9 protein-coding genes and 1 tRNA gene are annotated in these 14456 nt (G+C 50.4%); all 10 read left to right on the forward strand.

All coding sequences use genetic code 11. The features are described from left to right. The first annotated feature begins 210 nt into the window (after nucleotides 1–210). Complete coding sequence (locus EGM51_15290) at nucleotides 211–1173, forward strand: permease (protein ID QBG48700.1); 963 nt, start codon at nucleotides 211–213, stop codon at nucleotides 1171–1173. A gap of 84 nt (nucleotides 1174–1257) precedes the next feature. Further along, entirely contained in the window at nucleotides 1258–1569 is a 312-nt protein-coding gene (locus EGM51_15295; protein QBG48701.1) for a hypothetical protein, read from the forward strand. Beyond that, on the forward strand, nucleotides 1566–1961 hold the full coding sequence (locus EGM51_15300; protein QBG48702.1) for an ArsR family transcriptional regulator: 396 nt from the start codon (nucleotides 1566–1568) through the stop codon (nucleotides 1959–1961). Before EGM51_15295 ends, EGM51_15300 begins: the two co-directional genes overlap by 4 nt. 169 nt (nucleotides 1962–2130) lie before the next feature. Beyond that, nucleotides 2131–2206 (forward strand) — tRNA-Thr (locus tag EGM51_15305). A 389-nt stretch (nucleotides 2207–2595) separates the two neighbouring features. Continuing rightward, nucleotides 2596–3309, forward strand: a complete 714-nt coding sequence (locus EGM51_15310) for a helix-turn-helix transcriptional regulator (protein ID QBG48703.1) — start codon at nucleotides 2596–2598, stop codon at nucleotides 3307–3309. 306 nt (nucleotides 3310–3615) lie between these two features. Beyond that, nucleotides 3616–9162 (forward strand): hypothetical protein, encoded by a 5547-nt coding sequence (locus EGM51_15315; protein QBG48704.1) that lies wholly within the window; start codon nucleotides 3616–3618, stop codon nucleotides 9160–9162. Nucleotides 9163–9165: 3 nt separating this feature from the next. Further along, a complete protein-coding gene (locus EGM51_15320) occupies nucleotides 9166–10071 on the forward strand; it encodes a hypothetical protein (GenBank protein QBG48705.1) in 906 nt (301 codons plus the stop codon). 120 nt (nucleotides 10072–10191) lie between these two features. Further along, nucleotides 10192–10989: a hypothetical protein gene (locus EGM51_15325; protein QBG48706.1), complete on the forward strand. Its 798-nt coding sequence runs from the start codon at nucleotides 10192–10194 to the stop codon at nucleotides 10987–10989. A 116-nt stretch (nucleotides 10990–11105) separates the two neighbouring features. Beyond that, complete coding sequence (gene nusA, locus EGM51_15330; protein QBG48707.1) at nucleotides 11106–12293, forward strand: transcription termination/antitermination protein NusA; 1188 nt, start codon at nucleotides 11106–11108, stop codon at nucleotides 12291–12293. Next, nucleotides 12290–14443: a translation initiation factor IF-2 gene (locus tag EGM51_15335; GenBank protein ID QBG48708.1), complete on the forward strand. Its 2154-nt coding sequence runs from the start codon at nucleotides 12290–12292 to the stop codon at nucleotides 14441–14443. The genes nusA and EGM51_15335 overlap by 4 nt, the downstream gene beginning before the upstream one ends. Nucleotides 14444–14456: the final 13 nt, after the last annotated feature.

A 14456-nucleotide genomic window follows, 5' to 3' on the forward strand; every position in this document is an offset into this window, starting at 1 on the left:
ATTCGGCGGAAGAGGACCGGAACGTGGAAATATGCTGATCGACAGCATTCTGCGGTCTGAACTCGGCCTCTGCTGCAAGAGCAAAAGGGTTCTTCCATAAGGCTTGAAAAGGCGGTGCATCAGATTTTAGACATTCATACTTGCAAACATGTGCATACGTGTAATTATCGCGCGGTCGTTTTTAAATTAACCCTTAAACAAGGCTGAAAAATGAATGCTGAAAAACTGACTGTTGCATTAGAAGAATTCGTTCATGTGGGCGGAGCCCTCGTTATCGTTATTGCTGTGGTATCGGTGCTGACCGGGTTTATGCGGGAATATATTCCGCAGGATAAACTGCAGAAAAAACTGACTAAACATGAAAAATTCGGTCCGCTGCTCGGGGCCTTTCTGGGCATGCTTACGCCGTTCTGCAGCGCTTCCGTTGTACCGCTGACGATGGGAATGGCCACAATGGGGGTAAATCTGGGCACAGTGCTGAGTTTTCTGATTTCGGCCCCGCTCTGTAATTTTGTTGTTGTGGCTATGGTGTACACCGTTTTCGGACTTAAAATTACCGCCGGCTATTTTGCGATCACCTTCATTGCGGCAGTTATCGGCGGCTGGCTGATCACGAAAACCCCCTGGAGAAATGAGATCCGACGGGGCGAAGAGCTGGGCGATAAAAAGGCGGATTCCGGTTGTGCTCCTGCGTCCTGCTGTGGCGAGCAGCCCAAACCGCAGCCGAGCTGCTGTCCGGGCAGTGCTGCTGGTTCCGGCGAGGTGAAAAAGCCGGTGCTGGCGATGCGTTTTGCTTGGGTGCTGTTCAAAAAAATCATTCCCTACGTCCTGATCGGTGCGTTGATCAGCGGGGTTTCTGCGGCCTATCTTCCGCCGGACGTGGTTGAAAAATATGTCGGTGGCGACAGTCTGCTTTCGATTATTATTGCTGCTGTAATCGGAGTGCCTGTGTATCTGCGCATCGAAATGGCAGTTCCGCTGCTGAAGGTGCTGATTGCAAAAGGCATGGGGCTCGGTCCGGCCATTGCCCTGATTATCGGGGGAACCGGAGCCAGTCTGCCGGAAATTGCCCTGGTCTCCTCCGTGCTCAAACCCAAAGCCGTGGCGGCCTTTATTACCATTGTGCTGATCACCGCGGTAATCGGAGGGGTGCTTATTCAATACGTGCTCTAGGCCGGAAATGAATCCCTCTTTCCGTCGGCCTGCTGGCGGAGGGAGGGCTTTGTGTTTCTCACATTGATCTGAAAAAGGAGTCGTATGAAATGCCAAGGTAATGATGAACTAAAAACCGGAAAACGGGGTCTGTTGGGTTTTCGCAGGTGGTGTGCATATCACCACCTCTACAACGTGATTTCCGCCCTCATCAAAGGAGAGAAATTATCCGCACAGATTAAAGCCGGCCGGAATATCGCGCTGCTCGGAATCTTCTGCCCCTTTTTCTGGATGGCCCTGCTCTCCGGAGAACGGGGGTCCGCACTTGCTTTTCATGCTCTGCATTCCGGGATGGTATGTTTAATCGGAATTGCTATCATGATTGCAGGTTTAGCGAATCAGAAGGACCGCTCATGAATGAACAATTTATCGATGCGCTGAAAGCCCTGGCAGAGCCCCACCGGCTGCGTCTGTTCTGGCTGCTCATCCATGTGGATCAATGCATTACCGTTGCTGAAGCCATGGATGTGACCGGCGACACGCAATACAACGCTTCACGCAATCTGAAAATGCTGTATAAAGCCGGTCTGCTCACCCAGATGAAATCCGGCAAATGGGTTTACTATCAGCTGGCGGAACAGAATGAACCGCAATGGAAAGCCTTGGTCGAATCCATCGGCGCCATTCCGCCGGACGAATTTTCCGATGTCGTTTCAAAATGCAGAAAACGCCTTGCCATGCGGGTGAATAACGAATGTGTGGTCGGTCCCAACAGCGAAGCATGGCAGGCGGCGATTTCATCCCGATAAAACACCGACATCCCGATATAACCCGTGAAAACCGCATATTTTCGGGGGAATATTTCAAGAAAGATAAAGCATCTGCTCGATCCGGTTTGCGGCCCGGCATGAAAATGCGTGAAAACCGGGTTGACCCGCCCCGCCGATTTTCGTAAACACTCAGGCCTTCTTTCAAGTGGCCAATGTAGCTCAGTTGGTAGAGCAATTCACTCGTAATGAATAGGTCATCGGTTCGACTCCGATCATTGGCTCCACTTTCTCCTTCTTTTTTTTCTGGAATAACGCGTTGTTTCGAACGTTCAAGTTCCGGCTTTGTCATCGGCGCTTCGGTTGGGCTTGTTTACAGCCTCCATCTTGCTCCGGAGGAGGATCCGTCCCGAATATTTCATGAGTGGGTATTTTCAACCTTGAAGCTGTCCCCGGCACCGGAAAAACAACGGAGGGCGACGGACGGAGTCTGCCCAAATCCGGTAAATTCTGCTCATTCCACCCAAAACTCACCAGCAAAAAAGCTTTCCTCGCGTCCTTCGGATCTTGGTGGTCATAAATGACTGCTCATGAAATATCCGGGTTAGATGTGCCTTGTTTATATTAATTAATTATTTGTTGATATTTGCATGGTTTAATTAAAGGATTCATCAGAATGATAAAAGATAACTTTATTTATGTGCTTTCTGTTGATGACGATCCGATCCACTGCCATGTGTTGGGGCTCATATGTGCGAATATTCCTTTGATTGTGTTGAATTCAGTTCCGGAATTCGGGTGGGTGGAAAACATTCCGCCGGATTTGATTTTAATCCATTTGAATCATCAAAAATCCTGTGTTCGTCATTTGCTGGGATTGTCTGCGGATCGTTTTCCTGATGTTCCAATCATTGGGTACCTGCATTCATTCAATGCTGATGCATTGAGTGATTATTCTGAGATGATCTCAGGTTCTTTCATTTTGATGACCTATCAGGAAATTCTTCTGCAGCTCAAAGAATATATCAGCCTGTTTCATGCGACAGGTGCTCTGCAGGAAAGTTCTGTTACGAGAAGTGATGGGGTAACAACGGATTTTATGAGGTTTAAGAACCTTTCGCCGCGGGAAAAAGATGTGTTTTGCTTAATGGGCAAAGGTCTTAGTTCGCCTGAGATCGCGGAAATGCTGCATTGCTCTCCCCGCACAGTGGAAACACATCAGCGAAAAATTGGTTATAAACTGAATGTCTCCGGCCAGTTTGAAATACGCCGTATGGCATTCAGCTTGATGCGTGGAAGCTCCTGTCATGTGCTCTCCCGAACTGAAAATCATTACTGCGATTATATCGGAGACTCCATAGGTCACTGCCCCTATTTAAAAGCGCAGTGATGTGGTGCAGAGATGGAGAGAACGGCCTGATTTTTCCGGATTAGTAAAAAATATTACGTAAATTCCCTGACTGTTCGACTCTGCTACCTATGGCTATTCTCAATTGCGATGCTGTCTGGAAGGATAAGTACTCTTTCGTTTTCGTGAGCGGAATTTCTATGGAGCGTTGCTGTTTCAACCGGGTATTCTGAAGATGCGGGGTTGACGTGAACCGGGTCGACGGATTCGGGATCGGATGTGTTTTTTGTACACCGGCCGGATGACAGCCGCTTTGTTTGGTGGGGTAAATGATATCAGGGGAAGGGAATGAATAAATTAAGCGGATTTCCAGGGTGGCAATATTTGCGTCTGATTTTCGGAACCGCGGGGATGATAGGGTGCATTGTCGTACCTATGGCCGGAACGGATTCCGGAGGATGGGTCGATGACGTGACGGGATCGGCTGCAGAGGCTGAGGATACTCGCGTGCTGTATCTGGACGGTATGCTGTTTGGTATTTCAACGAATAGCGGAAGCTGTTGCTGGCGGCTGAACGGCACTGTTCCCGGCCACGTTTATGAATTCTATTTTGCACAGAGTCTGAGCATCGGACATCCGGATGGGTACTTTGCATCACAGTATGATGGACATCGGTTTGCGTTGGCCGAACGCGGATTTCCCGGAACAGATAATGGAATAATCGACTGGTATACCTGGGATGAAGGACCGGGACGAAATCCATCAATGAATCAGTTTTATCTGTATGCCGGAGTTGCAGATGATTCCGATGGTGACGGATTAAGCGACGGTTATGAAACGGGATTGCTCGGAACAAGTCCGGATGTGGTGGATACCGATACGCTGAGCCGTCCGGAAGGCAACGGGATTTCCGATGCCGATGAGGATTTCGACGGTGATGGACTCAGTAATCTCGAAGAGTACATCGGTACGCCATATGGAGGCGCCTCGAGTCCGAAGCATCCGGATACCGATCTGGACGGAATATGTGACGGGCCGACCGTTCCCGAAGGATGGGAACATCTGGTTCCCGGTCCGGATGCCTTTCCGCTCGATCCCGCAGCAGGCATTGATACAGACGGCGACGGCATGCCGGATGAGCTGACCGGAAGCTCAAATAGTAATCCTCCGTTGGTTGCCGACGATGACGATGATAACGATGGAATGCCTGACTTGTGGGAAATAGCGCATGACCTCGATCTGAAAGATCCAGCGGATGCAGCAGATGATCAGGATCAGGACGGCCTCACCAACCTTGCCGAATATCTCAACCAGACGGATCCGGGGCTGGCGGATTCGGATGGAGATGGGTTGGGGGATGGTTTTGAGGTAGAGAGCGATTTTAATCCCTTATCTCTTCCGGGGCAGAGCGAAATTGATGAAGACATTGATGAGGATGGTTTGCCTGATTCTTTGGAATATCTCTTTTTTACCAATTTAAATCAAAGTGCAACCAACGATTTCGACGGGGATGGATTGCTGAATAATGAAGAACTCAGTTTTTCTAAAAGTAACGGCACTCCTATCGAGATTGAATCCAGCTGGGTATTTGATGCTTCGGCGACAAATGTGATTTTCTGGACTAATGGTGTAGAGATTATTTCTGATCGGGATGGATATACGGATTATGAGCCGGATGATGAGGGGGCAAAACTGCTGAATCTTGGATTTGGATTTCCATTCTTTGGTGAAATTCACAGTAATGCTTATATTGGAGTGAACGGAACGATATCTTTCGGCAGTCCATTTGGATCCTACGACTATATAGTTGAGATTGATTCGACGGGTGAGCTTTCCGAATTTTTCCCTTCAAATTATCCCGGATTTCTAGCGCCTTTCTGGTGTGATATGGAGGTTATGGATGGTCAGGTGTTCTGGCAGTCAAACAGTTCTCATTCTTCATCGAACAGTATGGTAATCACGTGGAGCGGGGTGTCATTTTATGATTGCACAAACTCTTCGCTGACCTTCCAGGCAGAACTGTTCGAGTCCGGTGATGTCATCTATCGTTACGGCAATATGGAGTTCGATGAAGCAGAATTTCAGTATGTGGATGCTGCAGGTGAAACAAACTACTGGTGGTATGATGCAGTTTCTGCTCTGACGGGTTCCAACGGCAATGACTGGGTTGTCTGGAGTTATGAAGAAGAGGCTCCCGGATCACTGACAAACGGTCTTGAGGTCTCGATGTTCCCGACTGAATATTCGTTCTCCCTTAACTCCTACCCTCATATACAAGATTCGGATGCTGACGGCTTGGGCGACTATGAAGAGAGTCGCATTTATTCCACCGATGCAATGATTTTTGACACCGATTCTGACGGCTTGGGAGACGGAGAAGAGGTGTTCCGGCAAAATCCAACCGATCCGCTCGACTGGGACACAGATGATGATCTACTGTCCGATGGAGATGAGGTTCATCGGACTGTAACTGATCCTTTAGACGCAGATACCGACGGCGATTTAATGAGTGACGGATGGGAAGATGCGTATGGTCAGGATCCAACGACGAATTCGGTTGATGAGGCTTATGCGGATGTGGACGGCGACGGGCTTAACAGTTACGAAGAGTTTCTGCAGGGTAGCAATCCGGAGATGCGGGATAGCGATTCAGACGGAATGGATGACGGTGTGGATGTTTGTCCTGTTGAATACTCTTATGTCAGCAGCGCAAGTACGCCCTTTATTGTGACGGCGGATAGTTACGTGAAAAGTTGGGGCGTTGGAAACGGATTTTGGAACCCTTTATCAGAGACTGAATATGCTGCTGTTTCCATTGAATGGGAGGATAGCTGGTGGCATGGAACGGAAACAAATGAATCCATCCTGTGTGCAGGATCCGAAACGATTTATTATGATGAAAGCAGTGAGAGCTTTTGGGTGCAGGGGTTTTTGCAAGACATGATCCCGTATGAGTTGTATTTTCATGAGGATGCTTACAGCCAGGAACTTTCCGAAGAGTATGGGTTTTCGGTTTGGGTGATTGATGAGAGTTATGATGATGAGGATGTGCTTATTGGCCGGGAGTGCATTGCAGTCCCCGAAATCGAATATCTGAACCCTGTTCCCGCAAATTGTTTTACATTTGATTATAACGATCTTGAGCCTTGGGAAAGTCATGAACTTTACGCGTATAAATATTCATCAGGTTTGTATTTGGGCGGGGATGATGAACGGAGGGTTCGGTTCCAGTTTATGTTCCCGAATCCGGTGACCAACCACACCGTGAAATGGGTGGAATATGATGTGGTCAACGATGAACGCACTAATCCGCAGGTTCAGTCCTTAACGGTCACCGGAACCAATAGTACCGTAGTGGAACTGGCGGCTGATTCCGGCTGTGAGGTAGAAGCGGTAATTCCCCATGTGGTGCTGATCGGGGATCTTGATCATAACGGAAGCATTGGAGATCTTGATGAGGCTCTGCAGCAGGCGGCAAGCGGGGAACCGCTCATGCTGCCTCCGCCGACAGAAGAGACTTTGGATTCTTCCGTAGAGCGTTGCGTGAACCTCTATGTTGATGCAATAGGTTTTGAGGAACCTTGGAATGAGGAGCGCACGGTGATCGAGTTTTACGGCGTTGATCCCGGCGAACGCTTCAGGCTCTGGGGCTCACCCGCGGCGACGGCAAGCATCGGTACAGTGTTTCAGGCGGGAGAACCCCTGACGCTGGATACCGACGAGGCGCTGGCGGCCGAATGGATCTACTCCAGCAATACCTATACATACGCGGCATTCCCCGACCGCATTCAGTGCGTCTCCTGTGCGGCAACCAACGACGGCTATGCCGTGGTTGAGCTCAGGCACGAACTGGCCGACGGCACCCTCTATGCCGTCTCACTGCCCGTTCAGGTTGCCAAAGCGCGCCTCGCACCTGATTTCGACCGCGACGGCGAAATCGACGAAGGCGACGACCTTCGCGCCTTAACCAACGAGATTTTCCGCTTCTGGGTCAACGACGATAATGACGATCCCGATTCCGAGGTTGAGGGGGATGACCTGCCGGGGCAGGAGGAGTCGTCAGCCGACGCGCACTACGATCACAACTCCCAAGTAGACGGCATGCGCGATCTGGTTGACTTTTTTCCGCTTAAAATCGAAATCGACGAACTGCTGTGTGATACCGAGAAGTATGAGTACTGGATCGGAAACGAGGGCAGTGAACTGTATCTGGGCCTCAACTATATCCTCACCGATCTGCAGAAAGACGATGTTTCGGCCTATCTCTTCGATCCGGAAACGGCGGCGGATTTTGCCGATGCCGAAGTTCAGCGGCTGGGGGCCGGTGGAAATGTTCTGGACGATGCGGCCTTCCTGCAGAGCATCCAGGATAACGGGACTGCGGTTCTGCTGGTCGAGGCCTGGGCAGAGGCCGACCCCGATACGCCGCTGGTATTCGAGGTGCGGGAAAAGAATTACGGCTTCATCGCCGCATCAGCGGAACTTCAGCTCTCGATTTCGAGTGTAACGAATATGTTCCGGTTTAAAAGTTTGCGCGGCGATAGAACGGATAACCTCGAAGAACCGGAGAATTATCCCGACCATCTGACCGACGGGAACGATTTCGTGTTTATCCACGGCTACAACGTCGATGCCGACTCCGGTGATGCCACGCACGCCGAAGTATTCAAGCGGATGTACCAGAGCGGGTTCGATGGAAAGTTCTGGGGCGTTTCGTGGTATGGGGATCCTTATGCCCCGTTACTGGATACCGCCCATTATCACCATGCAGTTGTTGAAGCATTTTCTGCAGCCTATGGTTTAAGAGGTTTTCTGGAGGGATTCAGCTCTCCTCCGGATTTGGCGGCGCATAGTCTGGGTAACGGTGTTGTGGGAATCGCGCTGAATGATGCCGATGGCACAAGTGCTCTGATCCGAAACTATTTTGCACTGGATGCGGCGATGCCGCTGGAGGCCTACGGGGAAACCAATACCGCCACGCACATGACCTTCGGCAATTCGATTGATGTGACCGACGAAGACACACTGGCGATTGATTATCGAACATGGTCAGAATACCCGGAGGCTACATGGGCAAGCGAGTGGTATCGACTGTTTGACTCCTCAGATGCGCGCAGCGGGCTGACGTGGAGAAACCGAATGAGTAATGCAGTCAACAGGGTAGAGTCAGCCTATAACTTTTACTCATCTACCGAAGAGGTGCTTCGGGTTGATGACGGATGCGACAGTTATATCTCATCTGCCATACAGCCCGGCTACTATTCGTGGATGATCCAGGAGTGGTACAAAGGCTTGAAGGGGTACCGCTGGTGGCTCGATAATTCCCTTGCAGACTGGGTCGCGGGCGGTTCCAGCGAACAGTGCGGGTGGGCGTTTACACGGGATCCAAATTCCGGCAACACCTATCTGGCTCATGACGGCAGATGGTTTTATGACACACTGCGCCCGCCTGAGTGGGTGGCCGGGCAATTGTCAACCAATGCGGCTGCTTACAAGGAAACGCTCAAAACCGATCCGCTGTTTAAGGCGGAGCCAAGCATTCTGTTCACGGCCTCTGGAAACAGTTTCGTAAACAGTTTTGTAACGGAGCAGGCTGCACATCTGGACTATACTGAAAGCTGGTTGGATAATGTTCTGGTGCGCGACTGGCTGCTGGCGAAAGGTTTTCCGGCACGGACACGACCGATGGGGTCGACGAGAAGTTTATCAGTAGATTGGGCAAACTATAACATGGCCTCAGACGACCCTTACGATAACGGTTTGATGCTCCATGGTTGGCCGCGGGATACTGAGTACAATGGATTATTGGAATGGTTTCATGGTGATTATAAGGATGTGGCTTATCCATATGTCCAAGAGCTATATAAGAAGTGGGTTCAAATAATTGAGGAGTAGAAAATGAAGAATATTTTATTACTGAGTGTATGTTTTTGTCTGAGTAGTTGTGGATTAGCTACGCCGGAAGGCTTTGTGAAGATTGCTGTCGTTGACGAGGACGGCCAGCGAATAGAAGGTTGTCATATTACGGTTTCTTTTGAAAAGGAGGGGAAGTATATCCGGAAAACTGGTTTCAGCCAAACAAATGCTTTTTTTGAAGCACAGGCGTCAGCCGACCTTCCAAGATGTACCGTCATTATAAATAAAGATGGATATTATGAATCCCGCCAGACAAAAATGTTTACAGGAAGAGATCGAACTAAGAATCGTTATGAACCTTGGGGAGAGGTACGTACTTTGGTTTTGCGCAAAATCATTGATCCCAATGATGGGATAAAAGGTGGTGTAAACGACCGAATTCCTAAGATGGATACTCCTCTGGGTTTTGACCTTATGGAAAATGATTGGGTTGCTCCGTTTGGAAAAGGAGTAAACTCGGATTTTTTTATTACCTGTTCATACGATGACGAAGGAAAAGTCGCATCATATAGTTTGTTGTTCCCAAATAAAGGGGATGGGGTTTTTACGTATCACCGTAAGAAAGGTATTCAGAGCACCTTTATATGGCCGCACAAGGCTCCTGCTAACGGATACCTACAAATGCTAAAGGCCAAACGTACCTATGCTTCAGGCGATAAAACAAAACTTCCTGATTTTATTGAACTTCCACGTGAGGCATCAGCCCTCCCGTATATTTTTAGAATACGCACAGAGTATGACGATGAAGGTAATATCATTTCAGCTTATTATGGAAAAATGCGCAGTGCTGTTCAGGTGAACTGGAACAAAACCGTTCAGTTTGGATATTGGTTAAACGATGATTCTCAATCCCGAAGTTTGGAAAGCACTCATCCAACATCACCATAATGATTTTCCCCGCGCCCTTTGCCCTGTCTTCCGATGGTGAGAGTTTTAGTTAAAGGGGTCGGTCCGATATTTTAATATTCCCCAATTGCCTGCTGAGAATTGATTCGGTATAAATCCCTTATGCCAAGGAAGCCGCGTATAGAGTTTGAGGGAGCGATCTATCATGTCATGAGCCGGGGAAACCGGGGTGATTCTGTTTTTCTGGATGATAAGGATCGTGAGATATTCCTGGATACGCTGGATGAGGCATGTGGCCGCTGCGGTTGGCGGATACATGCTTTTGTTTTAATGGGTAATCATTATCACCTGCTGCTTGAAACTCCGGAGGCCAACCTTGTTGCAGGCATGAAGTGGCTGCAGGGCACGTATACCCAACGCTTTAATTCGCGGCATAAACAATGGGGCCATCTGTTTCAGGGGCGGTATAAAGCCCTGTTGGTAGACGGTTCGTCCGGAGAATATTTTCAGACGCTGGGCAGTTATATCCACCTGAATCCTGCGCGGGCAAAGTTGTTTGATTTAACGAACGGGAAATTAACAGATTATTCCTGGAGCAGCTATCCGTTGTATTTCCGGCGCACTCAAAGACCGTCCTGGCTATGTGTGGATCGGTTGCTGGGTACTATGGGGGCTGCTGATGATCGCACCGGCCATGCGGCATTTCGGTCAATGATGCAGAAGCGGGTTTTTGAGATAGCGCATGCGGATAATCCCATGGAGGCTGATTCAGCATGGCGGCGTATCAGACGGGGCTGGTACTTTGGTTCGGATACTTTTCGGGATGACCTGCTTGAAAAGCTGGATGATGAAGACCGCCGGACATTTATAAATACGTTGGAGGAGGCCTGTTCACAAACCGGCTGGCGGCTTCCGGATTTTGGCGCTTTGCCTCTTGACGGGAGACGGGCGCGGGCGTAGTTTCCTTATCTTGTTGATATTTATGGCTCTGGTAAAGAGTGGCCCCATCGGCCGCTCTTTTTCGGTAAAGGGGCCGGTTATTTGAAATTGAAGGTTGAGTGAAGGAGGTAGCGGTTATGAATCCTGCAGAGCTGAAAGCCGTTGTCGAGTACATGGAAAGCGAACGCGGTGTTGAGCGCGACGTGATTGTTCGTGCCATTGAGCTGGCGCTTCAGAGCGTAGCCGAAAAGAATGGCGTGGAAGACGATACCCTGCGTATTTCCATTGATCGTAAAACATTTGAACAGAAGGCTTATCGGAAGCTTTCAGACGGTTCTGAAATTGAAACCACTCCTCCGCGTCTTGGACGTATTGCTGCACAGACGGCCAAACAGGTGATCATGCAGAAAATACGCAATGCTGAGAAAGAACAGATCTTCGATGAGTATAAAGACCGCATCGGTGAAATTGTCACCGGTACCGTTACCCGCTTCGATCGTTCAGATGTGGTCATTGAGCTTGAGCACGGCGAGGCGATTATGCCTTCTAAAGAACGTGTTCCGACGGAAGAGTATGAAGTCGGCGAACGGATCCGTGCCATCATCCAGAATGTGCGTGAACGGGAACGCGGACCTGAAATTGTACTTTCGCGCAATCATCCCGATTTTGTCCGGCGCCTGTTTGAGCTGGAGGTGTCGGAGATTTCCGATGGTACGATGGAGATTAAGGGCATTGCCCGTGAGGCGGGTTACCGTTCCAAAGTGGCGGTGATTTCCTATGACGAACGTGTCGATCCGGTTGGTGCCTGTGTGGGCATGCGCGGTATGCGGGTTAAAAATATTGTGCGGGAACTCTCCGGTGAGAAAATTGATATTGTCCGCTGGAGCGATGACATCCATACGCTGATCACCAATGCGCTGGCGCCGGCACGCCTGAAAAGCGTGGATGCCGATGAAGAGACACAGACCGTTCAGGTTACGGTAGAGCCGGATCAGCTTTCGCTGGCGATCGGTAAGCGCGGCCAGAATGCGCGCCTGACCTCCAAACTGACGGGCTGGCGGGTCGATATCCAGAAGGATGAAGAAAGCATGGACTTTGAAGAGCGCGTTGCTGTTGCGGTCACAAAGCTGGCTGCAATCCCGGGCATCGGCGACGAATTTGCAGAAAAGCTGGTTTTCTCCGGCTTCCTGACCCTGGAAGGAATTCTGGCCGCCGATATGGACGACCTCTCTTCCATCGAGGGCATTTCCCGCGAGCAGGCCAAGTCGATCTGGTATGCTGCCGAAGGTGAATACATTAAAGAACATGGTGAGATTTCAGAATGATGACCGTATTACAAACCGCAAAAGATGTCGGCGTTTCAGCCGATGAACTGATCGAGATCCTTGGAGATATCGATATTGCCGTCGATGGCCCGGATGCCGAACTGAACGACGAACAGATTGCCCAGGTCTGCGATGAACTGGGCTATGCCTCGATAGAGGAGGCCCGCGCAGATAATGCCGGTTCCGAGGAGGAACCGGAAGCCCCTGCCGCCGAAAAGCCGGCGGAGGAAGTTGCTCCGGAACCTGCAGCACCGGCCGCTGAAAAAGCCGCCCTGGCGGAGGAGGTTCCTACCGCGGCGAAAACCGCTCCGGCTGCTGAAAAATCTGTTCCGTCAAAGGAACCCGGCCTGATCGAGCTGAAGAAGCCGAAGGTGGTCGTGAAAGAGTTCGCTGAGATGATGGATCTTAAGCCGAACGTCGTGATTGCCGAGCTGATGAAGATGAACGTCTTTGCTTCAATCAATGCAGAGATTGATCTGAAAGTGGCGAAGGAGATCGGCCAGAAGCACGGCTTTACTGTCCGTAAAGAAGAGAAGAAGAAAGCGCCGCCGCAGCCCAAAGCATCTGCGAAAAAAGCCGCGGCCAGGAAAAAGCAGGATGTTCCCGATACGCCGGATGCATTGCTTCCGCGTCCGCCGGTGGTTACGTTTATGGGCCACGTTGACCATGGTAAAACATCGTTGCTCGATAAAGTGCGTCATACACGGGTTACTGCCGGTGAGTCGGGAGGAATTACCCAGCATATCGGTGCCTACACGGTAGAACTTAATGATAATAAAATCACGTTTCTTGACACACCGGGCCATGCTGCTTTCACTGCAATGCGCGCCCGTGGAGCAAACCTGACGGATATTGTTGTGCTGGTGGTTGCGGCCGACGATGGCGTGATGCCTCAGACGCTGGAAGCGCTGCGCCATGCAAAAGCGGCCGGCGTCTGCATTATTATTGCCATGAACAAAATGGACCTGCGTTCGGCCAATCCTGACCGCGTGAAACAGCAGTTGCAGGAACATGAAGTGATGGTTGAAGACTGGGGTGGCGATATTGGCTGCATTCCGGTCAGCGCTCAGACCGGCGAAGGAATTGACAGTCTGCTTGAACGCATTCTGCTTGAAGCTGAAATGCTCGAACTGAAAGCCAATCCCAATAAACCGGCCAGCGGTTTTGTGGTGGAAGCTCAGATGGAACAGGGTATGGGACCGACGGCTTCCGTGCTGGTTAAAGAGGGTACTTTGAAGGTCGGCGATCCGGTGGTCTGCGGTAAATACTGGGGGCGCATCAAGGCATTGATTTCCGACCAGGGCAAAAAGATTCGTGCGGCCGGTCCTTCGACTGCGGTAAAAATTCTGGGTCTGACTAATGCGCCGGGAGCCGGTGATGAATTCCAGACGATGAGCAGTGATAAAGAAGCCCGGGCCATTTCCGAAGAGCTTCAGGCTGAAGAACGCCGGAATCAGCTGGGTGGTGCCGGAGCGGCTGCGCCGAAGAAGATGTCGCTGGATGATCTGTTCGGCACGGCCGGTGTCGGTGGTGAAAAGAAAGAGCTCAAGGTTATCATTAAAGCTGATGTGCAGGGATCGGTTGAGGCCATTGCCCATTCGCTCAGCGGCATTAAAAGCGATAAGGTTGAAATCAATATTATCTCCAATGATGTCGGCAATATCACTGTCAACGACGTTATGCTGGCGAGTGCTTCGGATGCCATTATTCTCGGTTTCCATACCGGGAAGGAAAGCGGAGCCAATGCCGCTGCGAAACGCGAGGGCGTTGAGATTCGCCTGTACAGCATTATCTATGAGCTGATCGAAGATGTTGAAAGCGCAATGAAGGGGCTGCTTGAACCGGAGCTGCGTGAACAGGTGATCGGCGAGGCGGAAATCAAGGAAGTGTTCGAGCTGAGTAAGAAGAGCAAGATTGCCGGCTGTATGGTAATGAGCGGACGGGTTACAGCGAAAGCCAGTATCCGGATTAAACGGGGCAGAGACATTCTGTTCGAAGGCCTTATCGGTTCGCTCAAGCGATTCCAGAACGATGCCGCTGAAGTGCGTCAGGGACAGGAGTGCGGTATTCGCCCGGACAACTTCACCAACTTTGAAGTCGGTGATACGATCGAAGCGTACATCGTTGAAAAGATAACACAGGAACTCTGATCAGCACGTCATG

The organism is Verrucomicrobia bacterium S94, assembly GCA_004299845.1.
GTDB lineage: Bacteria > Verrucomicrobiota > Kiritimatiellia > Kiritimatiellales > Pontiellaceae > Pontiella.

Excerpts from the sequence above, each read along its gene's own strand:
- EGM51_15290 (QBG48700.1), top strand. The coding sequence starts at position 211 with ATGAATGCTGAAAAACTGACTGTTGCATTAGAAGAATTCGTTCATGTG.
- EGM51_15295 (QBG48701.1), top strand. The coding sequence starts at position 1,258 with ATGAAATGCCAAGGTAATGATGAACTAAAAACCGGAAAACGGGGTCTG.
- EGM51_15300 (QBG48702.1), top strand. The coding sequence starts at position 1,566 with ATGAATGAACAATTTATCGATGCGCTGAAAGCCCTGGCAGAGCCCCAC.
- EGM51_15310 (QBG48703.1), top strand. The coding sequence starts at position 2,596 with ATGATAAAAGATAACTTTATTTATGTGCTTTCTGTTGATGACGATCCG.
- EGM51_15315 (QBG48704.1), top strand. The coding sequence starts at position 3,616 with ATGAATAAATTAAGCGGATTTCCAGGGTGGCAATATTTGCGTCTGATT.
- EGM51_15320 (QBG48705.1), top strand. The coding sequence starts at position 9,166 with ATGAAGAATATTTTATTACTGAGTGTATGTTTTTGTCTGAGTAGTTGT.
- EGM51_15325 (QBG48706.1), top strand. The coding sequence starts at position 10,192 with ATGCCAAGGAAGCCGCGTATAGAGTTTGAGGGAGCGATCTATCATGTC.
- nusA (QBG48707.1), top strand. The coding sequence starts at position 11,106 with ATGAATCCTGCAGAGCTGAAAGCCGTTGTCGAGTACATGGAAAGCGAA.
- EGM51_15335 (QBG48708.1), top strand. The coding sequence starts at position 12,290 with ATGATGACCGTATTACAAACCGCAAAAGATGTCGGCGTTTCAGCCGAT.